This is a genomic window from Pseudomonas algeriensis, from assembly GCF_048847255.1.
Lineage (GTDB): Bacteria > Pseudomonadota > Gammaproteobacteria > Pseudomonadales > Pseudomonadaceae > Aquipseudomonas.
This window is the reverse complement of the sequence record NZ_JBKKRK010000001.1, coordinates 65,691-82,487: the sequence shown is the minus strand read 5'-3', so window position 1 is coordinate 82,487 and position 16,797 is coordinate 65,691. Positions and strand designations below refer to the sequence as shown.

Here is a 16,797-nt window from a genome sequence, read left to right as displayed (position 1 = left end):
AGATGAAACCGATGTCAGCCGCAAGGTTGACCGGACCGGACGCTTCAAGCGAGCGACTGAACACCGTCATGAATCACTGCGACGGATGAATGATGGCAGACTGCCTCGTTTTGAGCGGCGGCACCATCGGCCCAGGCTTATATTGACCTAAGGGAAAGTCCGCGCTCGGTAGGAATTGCCTTACCAGCGAGCGCCGCTAGTGGCCTGTACGGTTAATTTGAGTACACGAATTAGCCACACAGGCCACTAGATAACGAAACTCTTCATCATTTCGCGCAAATTCCCGGCGAGCTGGTTGAGCTGCCGAGTCGTGGTGAAGGTCTTCACCGCCACGTCCTGGGCCTGGACCGAGAAATCGCGAATGTTCAGCAAGTTGCTGTCCACTTCTCGAGCAACCTCTGCCTGCTGCTGCATCGCGCCGGCAATGACGCGATTACCCTCGGATATCAGCTCCACGGCCTGAGTGATTTCATCCAACGCCTCTCCGGCCGAACGAGCGACCTCCAGACTGTGGTCGGCTTTGCGCGTACATCCATTCATCAGCAATACGGCGTCCTGAATATCGGTTCGGATGCCGGCCACCATCTCTTCGATTTCCAGTGTCGATTGCTGGGTGCGATGGGCCAGGCTTCGCACCTCGGATCGTCCTGCGCAAGCTTTGCTGCATGCTTTCCAAGGCCTTGAGCAGGCGCGCCGGCTCGTCCGTCCCATGGGAAATCTGGGTCCTCCAAGGTGATATCGGAGCGACTTGCAAACGTCTGGTCGAGCTTTTCGGCCGAACTGCTGTAGTTCTGCGCCAGGATTCTGATCTTTTCCAGCTCCGCGGGCAGCTCGGCCTTGTTGGCGATCAACAGGATATCGCGCAGGACGATCGCCCTGTCGTGCACGCTGCCCAGCATGGGGGCGATTGAGCCCGCAATCATCGGGCACGGCTGATAGTCCGGCAGGACAAGGACCACACCGATCAGGGAAGTTCCAGGTCCGTTCGAAACGGGATCGCGACCTGCACGCGCACGCCCTGTCCCGGGGCGCTGTCCACGTTGACCGTTCCGCCGAGCATCTGCCCTCGCTCACGCATGCCGAGCATGCCCAGCGTGCGCTTGGACAACTGCTTCGGATCAAAGCCCTTGCCGTCGTCTCGCACCTCGATGAAAACGTGATCGTCACTGCGTTGCAGGTGTATTTCCACGCAACTTGCCTGGGCATGACGAGCGACGTTGGTCAACGACTCCTGGATCAGACGGAAAATGGCGGTGGCCCGTTCATCGTCGAGCTCCAATGGATCGGAAGAGGCCCGCAGTGAGCACGCAATACCGGCATTGTGGGAAAACTCGGAGACCAGCCATTCGAGCGCCGGGATCAAACCCATGTCCAGCGCGGCCGGACGCAGACTGGTAGCGACGTTACGAACGACCTGAATGACCGCGTCGATCCGCCCCATGAGCACCTGCACCCGCTCCACCAGCAGCGGCTGACCACTGCCGAATTGCAGGCGCAACAGGGAAACCCCCATGCGCAACGCCGTGAGTTGTTGTCCCAATTCGTCATGAATTTCCCGGGCGATGCGTTTGCGCTCTTCTTCACGCGTGCTTTCGCGATAGCTGTGGAGTACACGCTCCGCGTGTTTGCGCTCAGTGATGTCGCGAGCGATACACACGACGCGCTGCACGCGTCCACGAGTGTCACGTACAGGTATCAATGTGGTGTGGAATGTGCGCAGGCCGGCAGGCAGCTCGACTTCCTCCTCTTCGTCGAGCGGCGCATCACTGTCCATGCAGCGTCGATACTTTGCCATGGCGCTGGCGAGCGCCTGGGGTGCCAGCATTTGCTCGATCGTCTTGCCGATCAGTTCGGCCCGCGCCACGCCCACGGCCGACTCAAGGGCCGGGTTGACCTCGATGAAACGCAACCCCTGGTCGGTCACCTCGAGCAAAAACAGAGGGTCAAGGGAACTGTTGAAAATATCCCGATAACGCTGCTCGCTTTCCAACAGCAATTTCTCGGCACGCTTGCGTTCCTCGGCAATAGCCTCCAGATGTCGGGCTTCGCGCGTACGGTCACGTACTTCGTGCTCAAGATGATCGTGGGTGCCCTGAACCCGCTCGGCCATGTTGCCAAAGGCCCGGGCCAGTTCACCGATTTCGTCGGCGGACTGGATCGGCAACTGCTCCGGACACAGGCGCTCCTTGCCCGCACCGAGCTGCCGTGTGGCCGCAATCAACCGGAACAAGGGAATGGCCACTTGTTTCTGCAGGATGGAACGCAGAATGAGGATCTCCACCAACAACGTCAGCAGTCCGAGCACGACCACGATGACCAGGTTATCGACAATGGCCGGGGTCATCAGCGTTCGGGGATAGTGGATCGCAAGCACCCAAGGCGTGTCGGGAATGCGGCCCATCGCGACGATATCGTCACGGGTCTGGATAATCCGCGCATGGCCCTGGGTCAGCGCGGGTATGGCTTCAAGCAATGGAAAGTCTTGCACCATTTCAAGCGAACGGATGGACGCCGTGCCGGCACTGCTTTTGACTTGCTCCATGGCGGTGGGATGGTAGATCAGCGTGCCTTCGCCATCGGCAATGAACAGACTGCTGTACGCGCCCTGCACCCCGGGTTTGGCGGTGCGCGCCATCAGCTCATCCAGTAACACATCGACGCTGGCGAGGATCTGGTGCCTGCCGGATGCATCGGCCACATCGGGCGTGGCGATGGTTGTCATCCAGGCATTATTGGAGAAATCCCAGTACATCCGCGTGAACAGCGTGTCGTTGCCGGGCGTACCGAAGCCGCGCGCGTAGAACTCATAGGTTTCGAGCTTCAGGGCTTCCGGCCCCGAATAAGTGAATACCTTGGCGATGTCGGCGTCCTGGTAGATGGGAAAGCCCTTCTCAGGTACCACACCATAGAAGTTGAACAGCCGGCCGTGACTACTCGATCCGTACTTGTAGGACAGCAGATACGACAAGGCAAACCGCGCACGGGTGTCGTCGCTGGGCGGAATGTCGGGCGCATAGGTGGCCGACATCCTGGCAAAGCGCCGCCCATCGGCCAAGGGTTCTCCTTCGAACAAACCGGGACGCTGCGTATAAGAGCCATCGTCGTGGCGATAGAAAATCTGCTTGAAGTCATCCACCAGCTTGGCCCGCATGCCGGGTAGGGCCAGAGTCCGCTTGAACTCCTCGAGGAAGTTGCGCTGCAGGTCCTTGATTTCCCGAAACGGCAAGGATTCGCGTTGCAGGGTCTGCTCGGTGGACAGCAGCAACTGCCCGGTCACGTCCTTCTCTATCGAGGTGGAATTGACATAGTAGGAAATCGCCCCCGCGCCCAGCGATACCAGGCCGATGCGGAACGTGGCAAGCCGCAGGGCGCGTGTTGTCAGCGAATGCCTATGAGGAACAACCTCAGGGATTTCTTGCGCCATCATCGACTCCTTTGCCGCCATCTTCCGATGGCAGCGATTGACCCGCCCGACACCTGACGATCAGCGCATCTGCGCATAAGGTGTTATAGGCTCCACCGGCAAAGGCAGGTTGCCTTGCCAAGGGTCGAAGGTGTAGCGCAAGTAAAGCAGCGCGCGGCTCGGCGCGTAGTCCTCACTGTGTTGCCATGCCAGCCCGCCGCCCAATACGAGGTGGTCGGACAGACGACGCTCCACCCATCCTTGCACACGAACGTTGGCGCCGCTGGTGCTGCTCCCGGCTTTCACCTGGCCGATATCGTCGGCAATCAAGCCCGCCTGTTCGACACTACTCAGCCATTTCGCCCCCGCGCCTTCGAGCGGATAAAGCGCGCTGGCCTCGGTCCGCGCGAACGACCAGCCGACCGAACTGTCCAGGCGCACCGACCAGTCGGCGTTGCGCCAGGCATAGTTCAGCGGCACCCCTACCGAATAGTACCGCTGGGGGCTGTAGTAACCGCCCTGGCCCAACGTAAACTCGCTCAGATCCTTGTCATACCCCCAGTACATCAGGGTCAGGCCGGAGGTCAGACGTTCATCGGCGCGATCGATCACGTGGTAATAGTAGCCGCCCATGGCGGAACGACGCTGATTATCGGCCACATTTTCGCCCCGCAACCAATGCGCGCCGAGGCTGCCCCAGAAACCATCCACGGCACTGGTGGCATGACTGACGTCAAGGCTCAGGCCATTGCTGGTCACACCGCCCCAACGCACGCCGCTGACTGGGTCGACGGCACCGGCATGGGACAGCAGCGAATCGCTCACGGGGCGGCGAGACGCCGTAAGTTTCCATTTCAGGGTGCGCCAGTCACTGGCGAAGCTGACGCCGCCCAACCAGTTCGAGACGGGGAACCCTTCGGCGGAATGCCCGACATCCAAGGCCCAGTGTTCATCGTGCCAGCCGACGGCCATCGTATGGCCACGGGCGCGCTGGGTGTCGCTTCGGCAGCCGTCGGACACCACCGCCCCGCTTGCCCGGTCACGCAAGCGGATCGCGCAGGTGCCGAACCGCTCTCGGTGCAGGCCATCGGCATCGGTGTCGAATCGACCGGCATCGAGATCGATATTTTCGACCAGGACAAAGCCCTGCCCTGCCGCGACGGGGGCGTCGATGCGCAAGATGGAGGTTTGAGCCAGCAGATCGGACGTGCCCGGCGTGGTGTTGTCGGAACGCCAGGCGATGTCGTGGTAGAGATGCACGGTGGGGTTCTGCTGCTGATACAGCGCGTCGACTTCCTCGCGCAAGCTGCGGGGCAATCCCTCATCGCCGTCCTTTTTCCGACTGGCCAGGGTCAACGCTCGATCATTGCGTGGGTTGGCCTCGGCGGGGGTCAATAAACCTACTGCCGCCATCGACCGGGCGTATTGGTCCAATGCCCGTTGCGGTTGATGCCCGGCATTGAGCCGCGCGTCGTCGTGCAATGCATTGGCCTGCGCCAACGATCGGCGACGTTGCAACTGCTCGTCCAGCTCGTGCATGGCCGGGCTCCAGGCCTGCGGCGCGATGCGCGCCAATGTCTGCAAAGCCTCGCTGTCCCGCCCGTCGGCGCTCAGGTACAGGGCCTGGGCATAACGTGCCTCGGGATTACTCCCCTGGCGCTGGAGCAAGCGGCGCAGGCTCTCATCGGCCGCATCCGTTTGCCCCAACGCCCGTTGTGCGTTGGCCAGCCGGAAAGCCAGCCAGGGATTGTCCTCGTCAAGCGGCCGAGCCTCCAGCAACAGGCGACTGACCTCGGCCCAATCGGACCGTTGCGTGGCGGCATCGGCCAACGCGTTCAAGCGCGCGAGCCGTAGGCTTTGGCGCAACGCGACTAGATCCCGAGGCTGATTAGGAGGCAGGCTGTCAAGAAACGGCTCAAGCTTTTGCGGCGACTGCTTCTGGTACAGATTCACCAGCGGCCAGGTCACCGCCAGATTGTCCGGTTGCAACCGATGCGCCTGCAACAGCAAGGCTTCGGCGCCGATGTCATCGGCGTTGGCCTGGGCGACGGCGGCCAGGCCGATCAGCGCCCTGGCGTCGTTCGGTTTCACCTTACGCGCCTGCCGATAGGCCGTCCCGGCGGCGGCCAGGTCCTTGCGCTGCAAGGCCTTGTCACCCTGGCGCAGCCATACCGAATAATGATCGACGACTTTCGCTAGGCGTTGGCGCTTGGTCGCGACCTGCCAGGCAGGATCAGCCATTCGTTGTTGCTGTCGCAGCAGTTGACCGACGGCGGCTTCCTTGAGTGGCGAATCGGGATAATGAGCCAGGAAGCCCTGCCAGCCCTGCACACTCGCGGGGCTGATCGGCAGCCGACCCAAATAGTTGTACTCCTGTTCGGCGGCCGCATTGCTCGCCAGGGGATTACTTGCCAGACGATGCAGGATCGCCAACCCCTGTGTCTCTTTTTTCTGGGCAATCAATAAGTTGGCCAGCACCAGTTGCAACCCGATATTTCCCGGGTACTGGCGATCCAACGCTTGCAAGTGCTCAAGGGCTATCGCTTGCTGTCCGGCCATGGCGCTGCGGGCTCGCCAGTATTCCAGGGCGCTGGAAAGATCCGGCGGGGCATCACCGAACAATTGCCGGTACGCCCCGAGCGCCTCTTGCGCTTTCCCCGCCTGGGCCAACTTGCGGGCCTGACTCAAGCCTTTTTGTCCGTCCACGCTTTGCAGCGTCAACAGGCTGCGGGCCTGGAGCAGTTCCTGTGAGTCCGGCGCTTGGCGCTGTAACCGCTCCAGCAGTCGCTCGGCCTGCGCCTGATCCTGTTGCAACAGCGCCTGGCGGATTCCGGCCACCAGCACTTGAGGCAGGTCGGGAGCGATGAGATTCAGGCGCGCCAAGGCGTCACGGACCAGGTCTTCGCGGTAGAGCGCTTCGCCGACACGCATCTGTTCCAGGAATCGTTGTTGCTGGTCAACCGGGCCGGAGGACTGGGCCATGGCAGGTCCACACAACCCGGCCAACAGCAGCGCCCACTTCGTTACTTTTTGCATGCGCCCGCCCAGTTCGGCAGCAGCCGTCCGTGTTTGTCGAAACGGTATCGCCGCTCGTCCCAGCCCTGTCCGAACAAGACCAGGGACTGGTTGTAATACGCGTCGGGCGCGGGCGGTTCCTGACGCAGCCGCTCACGTTGCAGCTTCAAGGTTTCGCCGCCATCAGGTGTGCCGGCCAACATCGGCAGCATGGCCGCGGAGAAACCCACCGGGCCCTTGCCAGCATCGGTGCCGGCGCGGGTGTCGAGGATTTCCGGCACCGCCCCCAAGCGCTTGATCATTGTTGGCATGGCCTGGAAATGTTCGAGCAATTCACGCCTTCCCGGTGCTTGCTCGGCCAGCATGCCGACCCAAAGGTAAACCCGGATGGCGTCGTAGCTGCCCTTGGGCCCCATCACGTTATCGACCGCCCAACCCTGCCCCGCTCGCCACGACAGCCAGTCGGGGGCCAGCCCCTGGGGGGAACCCTCGATCAGCAACCGTTGGGAATTATCGGCAAGCTCGGCCCAGATCGGAGCCACTTGGGCAAAGCGTGCGAGCATCTGCGGAGGTAGATAGCTAGGGTTCAAGCGCCAGTGGTCTGCCCCCTCGAAGCCCTGCCCGCCCGGCAGCAGCATCAACCCCAGTCCCGGCAGTTTTCGCAGACTCTGCGCCGCGCTGAGCCAGAGGATATTGAGCCCCAGCTTTTCGTAGTCAGGCCGCTTCCATAGCCGACCGGCTTCCAACAGGCTGTAGGCGATCCACAAGTCGGCATCGCTGGCATTGTTGGCGTCAAGCACCTTCCATTGCCCCTGTTTGTCACGACCCCATTGCCAGGCCGGCAACCGGCGAGCCAAATCGCCACCGGCCAGATTGTCCTGGGTCCAGCGCAACAGCCGATCGAAACTCGCCCGGTCATTGGCCACCAAAGCGAAGAACAGGCCATAGCTCTGCCCTTCCGATGTGGTGATCCGCTGCTCGGTGGACCCGTCGATCACCCGTCCCTCAGGGCTCATCATGGCCTGCCGGTAACTGTCCCACGCCGGCCAGCCGCACTGGGCCGCATTGACCGGGGCCATCACGCTCAACGTCAGCAGCAGCGCCAGCCATCCTCTCACGCCCATCACTCCCGGCCCGCCAGGCGCCGCCGGGCGACCCAACTGAGCGAGCGCCACAACATGAATGCAATGAGCAGCACGATCAGCACCACCGTCATCGCCAACAGCACCGGGTGTTCGGAGAGCTGGAACCAGAGCAACAACCACCACGGCAGATGGCCGACGAAGTACTGCTCACCCACCTGGCTGCTCTCCACGCCACTGCTACGCAGCAACGCTACCGAACCCGCCACGGCGTCCATCTTCGCGCCGTCGGCGAGCGTATCGCGCAGCAATTGGTAATCGGTATCGTCGTGGGCAAGCAGCGCAACGATGCTGCGCTGTTCGTGAAACGGCGACTTGAGGCCGACGAAGGCGGCAATCGGCGCCTGGGCCGACACCTCGACCCGATGGGCCGCTTGCTCCCTGTAGTCGTTGAGCTGCCCGGCGCGCGCCGACGAGCCGTTCAGTACCTGATGGGAAGGCTCCAGCAGCCAATCGTTGAGCTGGTTGAGCATCAGGTTCGCATTCGCGCTGTCGCCGACGCCCGCGCCCAACCCGCCAAGTACCAGCAGATCGGCGTCCGTGCGAGCGGCCACGCCCCAATCATCGGACAATTGCAGGCCCAGCGCCGGCGCGCCGGAACGCGCGCTGATCGTTGCCAGGGTTTCAAGCAAGGTGCTGATCTGTACGGCGCTGCCCTGGGGCGGCACCATGACCAGGGTTTGCGACAGATCGGCCATGCGATTGAACGGAAAACCGCTGCGAGCAAAAGCCTTCAGATCCGGCATGGCGATGAAATGGTGATAACCGGACAAATCCAGCGTCGAGTTTTCATCGATCGTCGACTGATTACTGGACGGCAAGCTCGTCTGGCAATGATCCCGTTGGGCACTGCCGATCGTGCTGGCGAAGTTGAAGTCAAAACGCAGCGTGTTGCGCTCACCGACTTTCAACGCAGGCACGAACACCTTCTCGGTGGGATTGGCCGGATCACTGGACAGCACCGCCAGCCGCAGCCCTTGCAGCTTCGAACTGTCATTGGCGGGCAACGGGAAACTGCTGATGAATTGATCGTTGAGACTGATATTCAGCCGTGACTCATCCGTGACGACGCTGGGGGTGTAGCGATAATTGAGCTTCAGGGGGATGCCCTGGCTGCGCCAGACAAACAGGTCCGGTGGCAGGTTCAGGTCGACGCTGATCGGCGCCGGCCGCAAGCCGCTCGCCTGCAGTTGCCCGGGGTAACTGATCAACTCGGCGAAGCGAACCGGACGGTCGGTGCGAATCCAGTTGGGTGCGTCGTAGGGCTGCCTCGGTTGCAGTTGCTGCACCTTGTCCACCGTCACTCGCGAACCGCGCAGCAAATCGCCGCCAAGCGCCAATGCTCGCGTTGCGACCAGCAGGTCCTCGTCATTGCGGCCGAGCACCAGCAGTACCTTGCTGTGCGGCGCGCGAGGGTTCTCGATGATTTGCAGCACCGGGGCTTGCACCTTTGGAAAACGCTCCAGGTCAGCCAGGAATGACGGGCGGTGGTCATTGGTCGCAAAGACGATGGCCGGCGTGGTCGCCGTCCCGTCGTCGGCTTCGGGCAACTGGTCGAACAGCACCGGAAAACGCATGCCTCGCCAACCGGCCCGACTGCCGAAGTAAGACGCCAGGACGCCCGCCGCGCGCTGCTCACCCAATGTCGGCGCCGCTGCGAACACCATGCTCAATGTGGGTTTTTCCTGGCCCCGCGCGTCAAAGAACGGCAGGGGGAAATACGCCAGGTCATTTTTCAGCGACACCGCCTGTTCATGCAGTTCGATTTCGCTGCGGCGCCCGATATTGACCCATAGCGCATTGTTGGCCGGGTCTTCGCAAATGTCCGTGTAATGGCCGATGAACTCCAGGCGCACCCGGTTGAAATCGGTGATCAACAATGGGTCGAGCGGCACGTCGCGGAACGTCTTGCGCCCGAGCTGATCCTTCTCGATGGGCAACGTGCTGACGAGCACATCATTGAGATAGACCCGCAGATGGGACAGCACCGGCAGCAAGGCCGGCGACGGGGTGTACTCCAGCCGCAAGCTCGCATCGCTGGCGATGCGGTCGCGGCGCAACGAGAACTCGATCTGTTCGCTGTCATGGATACCCAGCAGCAGATTGTCGCCGGGCTGGCCCAATTGACCAAAGCTGTAGGTATTGCTCCAGCTTGGGGCCGGTTCAAGCTGTGGCGACGCGCCTGCCACAGGCGATGCCAGACCCTCGGCCTGCACACCACCAACGGCCAGGAGCGCCAGGCCGGCAACCAGGGATCTACGGAAATAGCGACTCATGATGGGCTCACAGAACGAGATGAAGACGAGAAGAATGAAGCCGGCATCCGTGGCAGGTAACTCAACAGCCATCCGACCAGCCGCAAGGGCGGACCGGCCACACGGCGGACCCACAACGGCAGGAATTGATAGAGCTGGAAGTAACCCTTGGTACCGAGCTTGAAAATATCGATCAGGCTGTGCAGCGGCCGGTCCGGCACGTAGTTTTCGCCCCAGTTCAACCAGGCATCGGCGCGGGCAAAGGTGCATTGCACGAAGTCGATCTTCTGCCGGGTAGACAGATTTGCGAAGTTGATGCCTACAAATTGCTTGTGGCTGCGACTGACCAGGCCGGGAAACATGAACTCTCGCGTGTCACGCTGCATCAGCAGCGAAATGCGACCTCCGACCGGCAGCGCCAGCGGCACATCGATCTCCACGCCGACACCGCCATCGGAGTAGTCGACCAACATGCCTGGATAGGAATGACCACTGTCCAGGCGTACCGCCACCGGCAACCGCGTCTGCACTCGGTGCGTCTGGCGCACCTGGCGCACCTCGGCGGCCACTGCCACCGCGGCGCCGAGGATCAGCAGGTTGTAGATGACCCACAGCGAACTCACCAGCACCGTACCGATTTCATTGGCCGGCCCAGTGGACAAACGCCAGCAGGCAAACCCCAACCCGATGATATTCAGCCCCGCCAGGACCAAATAGGGCCGGGCGATTTTCCAGTCGAAGCGGTTGTGCTCCATCAGCCCGCCCTTGGAGGTGACGTTGAAGGAGCCCTTGTTCGGGCTGAACAGCGCCACCGTGGTCGGGCGGGCGATGTACCAGGCCAGGACCGTCTCGTAGACCTCGCCCCAGAACGTCTGTCGAAAGCGCCCCTGCATCCGCGAATTGGTCAGGCTGGCATGAATCATCGGCGGCAACACGTACAGCAGGATCATCAGCGCCGGGGCATAGATGATGTAGGCATGCAACAGCAGGAAAGCCAGGGGTGCGCTCAGGAATATCAGCCGCGGCAAGCCGGCGAGAAAGTGCATCATTGCGTTCGCGTAGCAAATCCGCTGGAAGAACGTCAGGCCCTTGCCCAACAGCGGGTTGTCGGTACGGAAAATCTGCGCCATGCCCCGGGCCCAGCGAATGCGCTGGCCGATGTGGGCGGACAAGCTTTCCGTTGCCAAGCCAGCGGCCTGGGGAATGCGCACATAGGCTGAATTCCAACCGCGGCGGTGCAGGCGCAAGGCGGTATGAGCGTCTTCGGTCACGGTTTCCACTGCGAACCCGCCGATCTCATCCAGCGCTGAACGCCGCAAGACAGCGCAGGAGCCGCAGAAGAACGCAGCGTTCCACATGTCGTTGCCGTCCTGGATCAGGCCATAGAACAGCTCACCTTCGTTCGGCCGGTTGCGGAATACCGCGAGGTTGCGTTCGAACGGATCGGCCGACAAAAAGTGGTGAGGCGTCTGGACCAGCGCCAGCTTCGGATCACGCAGGAACCAGCCCACCGTCAGTTGCAGGAAGGAGCGCACCGGCATGTGGTCGCAATCGAATATCGCAACCAGCTCGCCGTCGATGCGGCCCAAGGCGTGGTTGAGGTTGCCGGCCTTGGCGTGGCGATTGTCCGGTCGAATGATGTAGCCGACCCCGACCTCGGCGGCGAACTGGCGGAAGGTTTCGCGCTTGCCGTCATCCAGCAGGTAAATGCGCAGCTTGTCTTCCGGCCAGTCAATGCCCAGCGCCGCATAAACCGTGCCCCGCACGACCGAGAGGTCCTCGTTGTAGGTCGGGATCAGCAGATCGACTGTCGGCCAATGACGGGTGTCGTCCGGCAACTGCGCCGGCTCGCGATTCAGCGGCCAGCAGGTCTGGATGTAGCCAAAGATCAGCACGATCCACGAGTAGGTTTCCGCTGCCAATAGACCCAGGCCGCAAGCCAGGTCCAAGGGTTGATCCCAGTTCAACGTCGAGGTGTAGCGCCACCACAGGTAACGGCAGGAAACGATGACGGACAGCACCACCATCAACAACGTCGCGAACCGTCCGGGAATGCCCCGCACCAGCAGGGCCAATCCCCACAGCAGGAGCCCGAAGACCAGTTGTTCCACGTAACCGAACGGTTCGGTGATGCACAGCAGCGTCAACAGGATCAATTGCATGAACAGAAAACCACCGAGCAGCCATTGGCGGTGCCGTTCCAGGCCCCTCCACCAATGGACCCCTTGGGTAACGCTTGAATGGTCACGAATACGCCGGGTTTGTTGCTGGAGCGTATTGCTCAGCCGCTCCCACCACGCTCGGTGGAACGCCGAGGCTCGCGACCACCATGGATAAACGCTTGAACGCCGTTCTGGCGCGACAGGTTGTACCAACAGTAACCAGAGGCTCTGCAGGGCATAACGCAACGGGTCGCCGAGGCTCGGCGTCTTGCCGGCGAATTGCGGATACCAGCGTTTGCGATGGTCCAGCAGCTGTCGCCAGGCGGGGGATTCCAAGCGCAATATCGACCAGGCCAGGAGGCTCCACAGGGCCAGCAACAAGGCGACCGGCGGCGGGCAATCATGTTCATCGCGCAACTGCCCATAAGGAAACCAACGAGCGATCACTTCAGCTCACCTTGGTGCGCCTGGCACCAGACCGCCAGGCTCAGCACGTCCTGAGCCACCAGGCTGTCCGGCGCATAGCGGCCCACCGGCTGCTTGCAGGCCAGCGCCTCGCGCATCGCTTCATCACTGTGCACGGTCACCGGCAGCAACCGTGCATCGTAGTGTTGACGCCAGATCAACGCGAGATCGCGTTGAACCTGGCTGGCCGGATCGAAACGATTGAGCAACAGGCTGTCCGCCCTCTCCTCTTGCTGTTGCAGCAACACATGGCAGGCGGCATCGGCTTCGATGACCTGGATCTGCAATTGGCACGACACAACGTCGTCCCGGCACGGCAAACGTCGAGGCAGATCGAACAGGATCCAGTCGTAGTGTTGCGCCAAAGCGTCCATGCGCCGCGCCCAGAGTCCGGGCCGACGGTCCAACGCTTGCTCCAGGGGAGCCCGTTCAGTTCCAATGAGGCGACCATGGGGCAGCACACTCAAATTCGGCGCCAGGCTCCAGACCTGATCGGTCCAGTCCTGGCCATCGAGCAAGGCCCGGGCCCACCCGCCGGTTTGCGTGACGGCTAGATTGAAATGCAGGCGCAGCAGATTTTCCGGGCACATGTCCACCAGCAGTACGCGCTGCTCCAAGGTGTGCAGGGCATACCCGAGCGCCGCCAGCAACGAACTGCTGCCGGTGCCACCCCGTAGTCCGTACAACCCCAGCGAAGTCATGCGCTCACCGGCTGTTCATCGCGACGCGCCAACGACACCCGCGCGCCCGGCGCACGCTGTGCCTGCTCGAGTTCGGCGAACAACGGCCAGCGCTCCACGGCGTGGCGCAGCTCCCTCTGGAGCGACACGTCGACGTATTTCAGGGCGGGCAATTGCAGCTCCACCTTCAATCGCGCGATGTCATCGGCCCGTTCGGTGCGCGACATCAACCTGGCGCTCATTGGGACACCGGACGATAAGGAAGCCATGGGTCTTTCTCCGTGATCCGTACATAAGGCGTTGCGGCGTAATCGAGGACGATGCTGCCTTCGCTTTCGGAAACCAGTGGCGCCTGCGCCAGGCCTGCCAGCAGCGGCTGCCAGTCAGGCTGCTCGCCCGCTGCCGGTGATGGCGTGCCATACAACCGATCGATGAGCTGCGCCACGGCCAGGTAGCTACTCGGCTCGCTGACATGCAACGGCATGGACCGAGGATTGCGCCCCATGCCGATCAACTTGATGCCGACCGGAACTTGGGTAATGGACGGGCTGGGTATCTCGTGCATGCCGGGGAATTGCATGCGATCGCCGCGCAGGGCCGCACCGTGGTTCGGCACCATCACCACGACCACGCGACGGCCGCTGAGCTCCAGTTGTTCGATAAACCCACTCAAGTCATCCAGCAGGACCTGGGCTCGTGCCTTGTAGTCGGCACGTCGGACGTTGCCATCAGCCGCCACGATCTGATTACCCTCGTGCAACGTCAGGGTGTTATAGAACAACGCCACCCGTGCCTGAGGCTGCGCTTGGCGGTGTTTCCACCAATCGCCCAGCACCTCGCGATCACGCCACACCGGCAGGCCGTCCGGCCCTGACAGCATGGGCTGCCAATGGCCGGTATTCATTTCCGGCTCCGGCAACGAACCCAAGGTTTGCACGGCATTCAAGAAGCCCGCAAAACGCCCCGTGTGGTTGAGCAGCGTTTGGCCGACGAACCCCTGCTTGCCCAGCTCATCGAACAACAGGCAAGACTCCGGCGCCGGAACGAACAAGTCACGGCGAGGTGGCTGCCCACACCCGGCACGCAACAGCCGAAGCGCTGCGGGGACCTGGTCGGAGGCGGCCGAATTGAAGCGGTCGAACAGCACATCCATCTGCCGCAGCAGTGGGTGGTCGCGCAAACCGAGCGCATCCAGATCGTCCCAGGACATAGAATCGATGTTGATCAACAGCAGGTCAAAAGGCTGGGCGGCAGCCGTCGGAGGCTGAAACGAGACACGCCGATCAGCCTCCGAGTCGTAGAACTGCTTCAAGTAAACGTCGACAGCCACGCTGGAGGGGGTGACCTTGTCTACCGAGGGCATGACGCGGGTCGAGCTCGCTCCGTGGGTTGGCGGCAACGCCGCCAGATAAGTCACACTCAACCACGCCAGGCCCGCCAGGCTCAATGTGGTCATGCGCAGCCAGGGCTGGACGAACAGGTACGCCATCACCAACACCAGCAGCCATCCACAAAAGCTCCAGTCGATCAGGTTCCCGACCAATGTCAAAAGGTGGCCGGAGGACAGGTCCATAACCGAGGGCAACTCGACCCATTCATCCAGAGGTGGCAGCCAGGTGTCTCGATAGAACAGCGCCATGGCCACCGGCACAGCGAGCAATCGACGGACGACCACAGTGGAGTGCTTGCGTAAGGGAATCAGCAAAAAAGCCGCGAACAACAGGTTGGGCAATACCTGAATGTTCAGATAACCGCCCCACTGCAACGCGAACTTGACGATGAAATACAGATTCCAGTGCCCGAGGCCGGGCCAGACCCGCGCCGTGCTCGCGGCAATCACCGGTTCGAACTTACTCATGGGGCGCCTCCGGCACCACTGGCGGGCAAGCGCGCCGAGGCGAGCGGCGGGGTTTCAGATAGCGCGGCGGTAACAAGGACTGGAGCAATGCTTGCCCCTGACGCCAAACGCTGCGCAACAGCCACACACACGCCAGCGTCAACAGACTGCTTACGGCAATCAATTGGAACAACTCAAGAAGATTCATTCACAGGCATCCGCGAGGGCCAGCGTGATCCGCTGTGGTGTGTAGGCACCCAACTGTGCTTGCGTGCGCAGCGGTGTGTCGGTGCGATCCGGGGCCAGACGCAACGTCTGCGGCAGACTGACTGCATTGCTGAACGCCTCATACGGCAAGTCATCGAATTCGGCGAGAGCCTGACAATCGCTGAACAGGTTGCGCCATGACAGGCGACAGATATTGCCCAACGCCGCTTCCAGACCATCGCTACGACAAGCGAATAGAAACAGATAGAAAACCCCATCCACCACGCTGGCGATATCGCCGAACCGGCGCAGGCTGATCTGATGCAGGCAATGCTCCATCGTCAATGCCGGGCGCGGATTCAACCGCAACAGTTGGTGTTCGACTTCACTGGCGGCACCGCCGTAAATCCGTTCCAGGGCCGACAGAAACTCCCGAGGCGCCAACAGGCCTCGCATCTTCGGCGCGCGCAGACGTTCGATGAGCGATTCAAGGTCACCCCCCAAGCGACCGCGCCTCCAGACCTGCCCCTGCACACTGTCGACCAGACTGAAGAATCGGGATAACGCAATGCCGAAAGGCACGATGATATTTGCCCCACACGACATCAACAGACGCTCGTCGCGATAGCGCAGGCAGGGCTCCATTTCGCGGATAACGATTTTCAACGCCGTACCGCAGCGTTCGCGCAGTTCGTATAACTCTCGCGCCAGCACTTCCACCTGCTGATCGCTGTCGACAGCCACGACAACGCTCGCAGCGCGGGCCAGGGCCGCCTGCTCCAGCAGGTCGATACGCCGTTCGAATAGGCGCCAGTGTTCCGACAGTGCCGTAGCACCTTCCAGCACGACGCGTTGGGCAAGATAGATGCGCTGGTCATCGGTGCGTGTCGGTAGCGCAACGGCCTGTTCCGCCCGGGCCAGACTGAACCCCGAGGCTTGCAGATCGAGCTCGAACGCCTGAGCACCACAGACGCCTCGCTCGTTGTGCCAAAAGTGCGACTGATAGTGGATAACGCCGTCTCGCCGATACAACTGCGCCAGACCGGACAAGTGCTCATTGAGACGAATCAGCTCGGCATGCAGATCCGGGGCCTCGCCATGGCACAGCACCAGGAGCGTGCAGCGTTGTTCACGCAACCAGCGCTTTACCCTGCTGCACCATTGCCGCAATTGCACCGCGTCGAATGCCTGCCAGCCACTGGTCGGCAGCATCAACAACACGAAGCTGCCCGGCACCGTTGCAGCACGCTTCAACTCGCTGGGCAGCGATTTGAGCGCCGCGCGAATGGCGGCCGTGGACACTTCGAAAACCCGCAACTCGTCGGGCCCGGACCGCTCGTCCAAGGCGCTTATCATTTGCTCGGGGTGATAGCCACACCACACCAGGCTCGCCCGGTGCCGCTCGGGCAAGGCGGCCAGGCTCTGGAGCGCCAACGCTTCGACATCACGGGCACGGTCGACAGACACCCAATACAGTCCTCCCTGACGCATCAACAACTGCTCATCCGGCAGATCCCGGATAGCCAAGGAAACATGAATCAAGCGTACGCCCCTCCCCTTATGTGTGATGAACGCGTGACGGGGCAGTTCGTAAAGCCAGGAATCGACATCCAGGCAATCGGACAGAGCAA

The 16,797-nt window shown here is 61.9% G+C and carries 11 protein-coding genes; all 11 read right to left on the bottom strand.

Annotated features, from left to right (window positions below; translation table 11 throughout):
• Positions 1-246 precede the first annotated feature (246 nt).
• Positions 247-636: a methyl-accepting chemotaxis protein gene (locus ACLK1G_RS00380; protein WP_420763582.1), complete on the bottom strand. Its 390-nt coding sequence runs from the start codon at positions 634-636 to the stop codon at positions 247-249.
• Positions 637-964: 328 nt separating this feature from the next.
• Positions 965-3,424, bottom strand: a complete 2,460-nt coding sequence (locus ACLK1G_RS00375) for a PAS domain-containing protein (RefSeq protein WP_420763581.1) — start codon at positions 3,422-3,424, stop codon at positions 965-967.
• 60 nt (positions 3,425-3,484) lie between these two features.
• A complete protein-coding gene (locus tag ACLK1G_RS00370) occupies positions 3,485-6,439 on the bottom strand; it encodes a cellulose synthase subunit BcsC-related outer membrane protein (protein WP_420763580.1) in 2,955 nt (984 codons plus the stop codon).
• Positions 6,427-7,542: a cellulose synthase complex periplasmic endoglucanase BcsZ gene (bcsZ, locus tag ACLK1G_RS00365; protein WP_420763579.1), complete on the bottom strand. Its 1,116-nt coding sequence runs from the start codon at positions 7,540-7,542 to the stop codon at positions 6,427-6,429. The genes ACLK1G_RS00370 and bcsZ overlap by 13 nt, the downstream gene beginning before the upstream one ends.
• Entirely contained in the window at positions 7,542-9,836 is a 2,295-nt protein-coding gene (bcsB, locus tag ACLK1G_RS00360) for a cellulose biosynthesis cyclic di-GMP-binding regulatory protein BcsB (RefSeq protein ID WP_420763578.1), read from the bottom strand. Before bcsB ends, bcsZ begins: the two co-directional genes overlap by 1 nt.
• Entirely contained in the window at positions 9,833-12,424 is a 2,592-nt protein-coding gene (gene bcsA / locus ACLK1G_RS00355) for a UDP-forming cellulose synthase catalytic subunit (protein ID WP_420763577.1), read from the bottom strand. The genes bcsB and bcsA overlap by 4 nt, the downstream gene beginning before the upstream one ends.
• The gene (gene bcsQ, locus ACLK1G_RS00350) at positions 12,421-13,143 is read right to left on the bottom strand and encodes a cellulose biosynthesis protein BcsQ (protein WP_420763576.1); all 723 of its coding nucleotides are present in this window, start codon (positions 13,141-13,143) and stop codon (positions 12,421-12,423) included. Before bcsQ ends, bcsA begins: the two co-directional genes overlap by 4 nt.
• Positions 13,140-13,364 (bottom strand): cellulose biosynthesis protein BcsR, encoded by a 225-nt coding sequence (gene bcsR, locus ACLK1G_RS00345; RefSeq protein WP_420763575.1) that lies wholly within the window; start codon positions 13,362-13,364, stop codon positions 13,140-13,142. Before bcsR ends, bcsQ begins: the two co-directional genes overlap by 4 nt.
• The gene (gene bcsG, locus ACLK1G_RS00340; RefSeq protein ID WP_420763574.1) at positions 13,361-14,980 is read right to left on the bottom strand and encodes a cellulose biosynthesis protein BcsG; all 1,620 of its coding nucleotides are present in this window, start codon (positions 14,978-14,980) and stop codon (positions 13,361-13,363) included. Before bcsG ends, bcsR begins: the two co-directional genes overlap by 4 nt.
• Positions 14,973-15,167 carry a cellulose biosynthesis protein BcsF gene (bcsF, locus tag ACLK1G_RS00335; protein WP_420763573.1) on the bottom strand — a complete coding sequence of 65 codons (195 nt, stop codon included), beginning with the start codon at positions 15,165-15,167 and terminating at the stop codon, positions 14,973-14,975. Before bcsF ends, bcsG begins: the two co-directional genes overlap by 8 nt.
• Positions 15,164-16,708 (bottom strand): cellulose biosynthesis protein BcsE, encoded by a 1,545-nt coding sequence (gene bcsE, locus ACLK1G_RS00330; RefSeq protein ID WP_420763572.1) that lies wholly within the window; start codon positions 16,706-16,708, stop codon positions 15,164-15,166. The genes bcsF and bcsE overlap by 4 nt, the downstream gene beginning before the upstream one ends.
• Between the last annotated feature and the right edge of the window lie 89 nt (positions 16,709-16,797).

What these genes read in the sequence shown, in the direction of transcription:
- ACLK1G_RS00375 (WP_420763581.1), bottom strand. Translation starts at nt 3,424, where the DNA reads ATGGCGCAAGAAATCCCTGAGGTTGTTCCTCATAGGCATTCGCTGACA.
- ACLK1G_RS00370 (WP_420763580.1), bottom strand. Translation starts at nt 6,439, where the DNA reads ATGCAAAAAGTAACGAAGTGGGCGCTGCTGTTGGCCGGGTTGTGTGGA.
- bcsZ (WP_420763579.1), bottom strand. Translation starts at nt 7,542, where the DNA reads ATGGGCGTGAGAGGATGGCTGGCGCTGCTGCTGACGTTGAGCGTGATG.
- bcsB (WP_420763578.1), bottom strand. Translation starts at nt 9,836, where the DNA reads ATGAGTCGCTATTTCCGTAGATCCCTGGTTGCCGGCCTGGCGCTCCTG.
- bcsQ (WP_420763576.1), bottom strand. Translation starts at nt 13,143, where the DNA reads ATGACTTCGCTGGGGTTGTACGGACTACGGGGTGGCACCGGCAGCAGT.
- bcsR (WP_420763575.1), bottom strand. Translation starts at nt 13,364, where the DNA reads ATGAGCGCCAGGTTGATGTCGCGCACCGAACGGGCCGATGACATCGCG.
- bcsG (WP_420763574.1), bottom strand. Translation starts at nt 14,980, where the DNA reads ATGAGTAAGTTCGAACCGGTGATTGCCGCGAGCACGGCGCGGGTCTGG.
- bcsF (WP_420763573.1), bottom strand. Translation starts at nt 15,167, where the DNA reads ATGAATCTTCTTGAGTTGTTCCAATTGATTGCCGTAAGCAGTCTGTTG.